We start from the raw sequence: 2,905 nt of genomic DNA, 5'->3' as shown, positions 1-2,905 counted from the left end.
GCAGGCGTGGCGGCGGTCTCGCCGCCGGCTGCCGTCGTGGCCGCTGCGGGTGCAGCCGGAGCCGGAACCGGCACGCTGACCGGCGCCAGCACCGGCGTCGTCGCCTCGACTTCCTTCGTCGCCAGCAGCCGGGCGCGGATCTCGCGCACGCGCGGGTGCGGCTGGCCGGGTTCGATCTTCTCGCCCTTCGCGAGCGCACCGACCGTCGGCCAGCCGCCGGCCGCGAGCTGGCGGCGCAGCTCGGCGAGACCGCGGCGCAGCTGCGCGTATTCGGGGTAGGCCGGCGCCAGCGCCGCGAGCGACTCGCCGATGCGCCGGTTCGCGAGCGCCTCGTTCAGCGCCGCGACCAGATCGCGGCTGCGCGGGCGCAGCGTCCAGTCCTTGTCGAGCTGCTGCGGGTCGAGCCGCCCGGAGAGCAGGTCCTGCGCGAGCGCGAGCCAGGCATCGGTCGCGAGCACGTCGAGCGCGGCCAGCCCGGTCGCATCGAGCCTGCCGCGGCGGGCGGCGTCGATCGCCGTCGCCAGCCGGGCACGGTGATAGTCGCCGGCATCGAGGCCGTCCTCGGGGGATCTGTCGACGGCGGCGAGCAGCGCATCGAGCAGGCGCGGCTCGCTCCAGGCCGGCTTGCCGGCGCGGGCGGCGTAGAAGCGCGCGAGCAGCGGACGCTCACGCAGCGCCTCGCCGGCCAGCGCCTCGGGTGCGGCGAGACGGGTGCGCAGCTCGGCGGCGACCGGTTCGGTCGCCGCCGGGGCGGCAGGGACGGAAATCGGGACCAGCAGCACGGCGGGCAGCAGCAGCGCCCGCAGACAGCGATGGAAAGACGACGGCATTCGCAGACTCCGGTACGGAACGGGCGGGGTTTCGTAGCGGAGCAGCAACAATCGTCGCGCCGAAACCACCGGCGCAGCTTATCAAAGCCAGCCCTCTGCCGTCGCGCGCGGCGGCCGGAAATTGTCTGCTCCGACCGCCGCTTGCTGCATCCAGGCCGGCGCGGGCGGATGCGGGCGAACGCGCACGGAGGATGCCGGGCGCTCCCCGCACGCCCGGCCTGCCTACCAGTGCGCGATCTCGATCATGTCCTTCAGGACCTCGTCGTAGTCGGCTTCGGCGTTGTCGAGGATGCAGACGACGCCGGCGACGCCGCACAGCGTCAGCTTTTCGCCGCGCACCGCCCAGCCGCGCGGCGGCGTCCAGCCGCGCATGTTCGTGAACATCGAGAACAGGTCGGCGTGGCCCTGCAGCATGCGCCGGTATTCGTGCGCGACCAGCGACAGCTTGCCGAGCTGGTCCTGATCCAGCCCGACGCCGTAACTCTCGACCATGCCGCCGTCGTCGCGGAAGCGGCAGACGGCGAGCACGCCGTCGACTGCGAGCAGGCGCTTGATCATGTCGGCCTCCTCAGGCTTCCAGCGCCTTGCAGGCCGCTTCGTAGCGGGCATCGCGGTTGATCAGCACGACCCCCTGGTACGGCGCGATCGTCTCCTGGCCGGCAGCGCGCTGGGCCTCGCGCTGCGCGCAGCTGACGACCACCGACCAGTCGAAGCCGACCAGCGTGAACTCGCGCACGTTCGAGAAGCCGCTCATGCCGGTGAGCTTCTCCCAGCCGCGCGCCTGCATGCCGCAGATGCTGACGTTGGCCGCGCACATGCTGGCCAGCAGTTCGAGGATGTCGGTCGTGATCGGTGAACCGGCGCGCAGCTCGTGGTCGAGCAGTTCGCCGCTGGCGCGGAACTCGAAGGCGGCGAGCACGCCGGGCTGGTCGAGCAGGTTTCCGAGTCTGGCCATGTTGTTTCTCTCTCCTGACGAAGTCGGTCTTTGCCGATGGTCTGGTCGCGGGTGCCGCCGGCGGGATGGCGCCGGATGACGGCAGGATGACTTCTGGAAGGCAGGTCGCGTACGGGTGGTGCTGCCGGCGCGGATCAGACGAGGTGCATGTCGACGTCGGCCATCGCCGTGTTCAGGCGCGCGAGCACCGAGTCCATCGTGCCGGACTGGTTCTTCATCACGCAGAAGACATTCCCGACCACGCACATCGCGTGCTCGGGTCCGCGCATCGCCCAGCCGCGCGGACGGATGCCGGCGCCGGGCAGCGCGGTTTCGGCCATGCGGCCCTGCATGACGATGCCCATCGTCGAGGCCCGGCAGAGGATCGTGCACATGCGTGCCTGATCCTCGGTGAGCTGCCCGCGATAGGAATAGCGGTCGCCGCGGAACGCGTACTCGCCGGCGGCGATGACGCCGGGCAGGTTCATCAGATCGGCCACGATGCTCATTCAGGCTCCCCGGTGGTGCTTGGTCGTGTGACGGCGCTGCGGCCGTCGGCCGCACTGTCGGCGGCCTCGCGGAACATAGTTAAATGCCCCGCCGTTTTCCTGCCCCGGTCCTGTCCATGTCGCTGCTGCCGCCGGTCACCGCCGACCGCTTCGTTCCCGCCCCGCTGTTTCGTCGCCTCGCCGCCGCGGTCTACGACGTGCTGCCGCTCGCCGGCGTGCTGGTCATGGCCGAGGCGCTGGCCACCGGGCTCGGCCGGCTGCTGCTCGGGGCCGAAGGCTACGGGCAGCATGCCGGGCTCGCCGGCAACCCGTGGAACACCAGCTTCGTGTTCCTCGTCTGCTTCGCGTACTACGGCGGCTTCTGGGTCCACGGCGGCCAGACGCTCGGCCTGCGCACCTGGAAGCTGCGTGTGCAGCTGCCCGGCGGCGGGCGCATCGGCTGGTGGCATGCGCTGCTGCGCTTCCTGGCCGGCCTCGCCTGGCTCGTGCCGGGGCTGGGGCTCTACAAGGCACTGCACGCGCCGGTGTGGATGGCGATCGCGCTGTCGCTCGCCTGCCTGATCGCGACGCTGGCGAGCCGCCTGCCCGACCGGGCGGCCGGGACCGAGATGGTCCGGCTGCTACGGGATGGC

At 71.7% G+C, this 2,905-nt stretch carries 4 protein-coding genes and 1 pseudogene; 1 reads left to right on the top strand and 4 read right to left on the bottom strand.

Features of this window, described 5'->3' with window-relative positions; genetic code table 11:
- From PKE44_RS17655 to PKE44_RS17640, 4 genes and pseudogenes are all read right to left on the bottom strand, one after another.
- Positions 1-830, bottom strand: a pseudogene (locus PKE44_RS17655) (hypothetical protein); the annotation flags it as partial.
- A gap of 222 nt (positions 831-1,052) precedes the next feature.
- Positions 1,053-1,388: a DUF2173 family protein gene (locus PKE44_RS17650; RefSeq protein ID WP_324553882.1), complete on the bottom strand. Its 336-nt coding sequence runs from the start codon at positions 1,386-1,388 to the stop codon at positions 1,053-1,055.
- 10 nt (positions 1,389-1,398) lie between these two features.
- The gene (locus PKE44_RS17645; protein ID WP_324553880.1) at positions 1,399-1,785 is read right to left on the bottom strand and encodes a DUF2173 family protein; all 387 of its coding nucleotides are present in this window, start codon (positions 1,783-1,785) and stop codon (positions 1,399-1,401) included.
- Between the two features lie 134 nt (positions 1,786-1,919).
- On the bottom strand, positions 1,920-2,273 hold the full coding sequence (locus tag PKE44_RS17640; protein ID WP_324553878.1) for a DUF2173 family protein: 354 nt from the start codon (positions 2,271-2,273) through the stop codon (positions 1,920-1,922).
- Between the two features lie 116 nt (positions 2,274-2,389).
- Here PKE44_RS17640 and PKE44_RS17635 point away from each other — a divergent pair.
- On the top strand, positions 2,390-2,905 hold a 516-nt coding region (locus tag PKE44_RS17635), incomplete at its 3' end, for an RDD family protein (protein WP_324553876.1).

The organism is Plasticicumulans sp., from assembly GCF_035331805.1.
Lineage (GTDB): Bacteria > Pseudomonadota > Gammaproteobacteria > Competibacterales > Competibacteraceae > Plasticicumulans.
This window is presented reverse-complemented; position numbering and strand designations above follow the sequence as displayed.

Coding starts and splice junctions, on each gene's coding strand:
- PKE44_RS17640 (WP_324553878.1), bottom strand. CDS start 2,273: ATGAGCATCGTGGCCGATCTGATGAACCTGCCCGGCGTCATCGCCGCC.
- PKE44_RS17645 (WP_324553880.1), bottom strand. CDS start 1,785: ATGGCCAGACTCGGAAACCTGCTCGACCAGCCCGGCGTGCTCGCCGCC.
- PKE44_RS17650 (WP_324553882.1), bottom strand. CDS start 1,388: ATGATCAAGCGCCTGCTCGCAGTCGACGGCGTGCTCGCCGTCTGCCGC.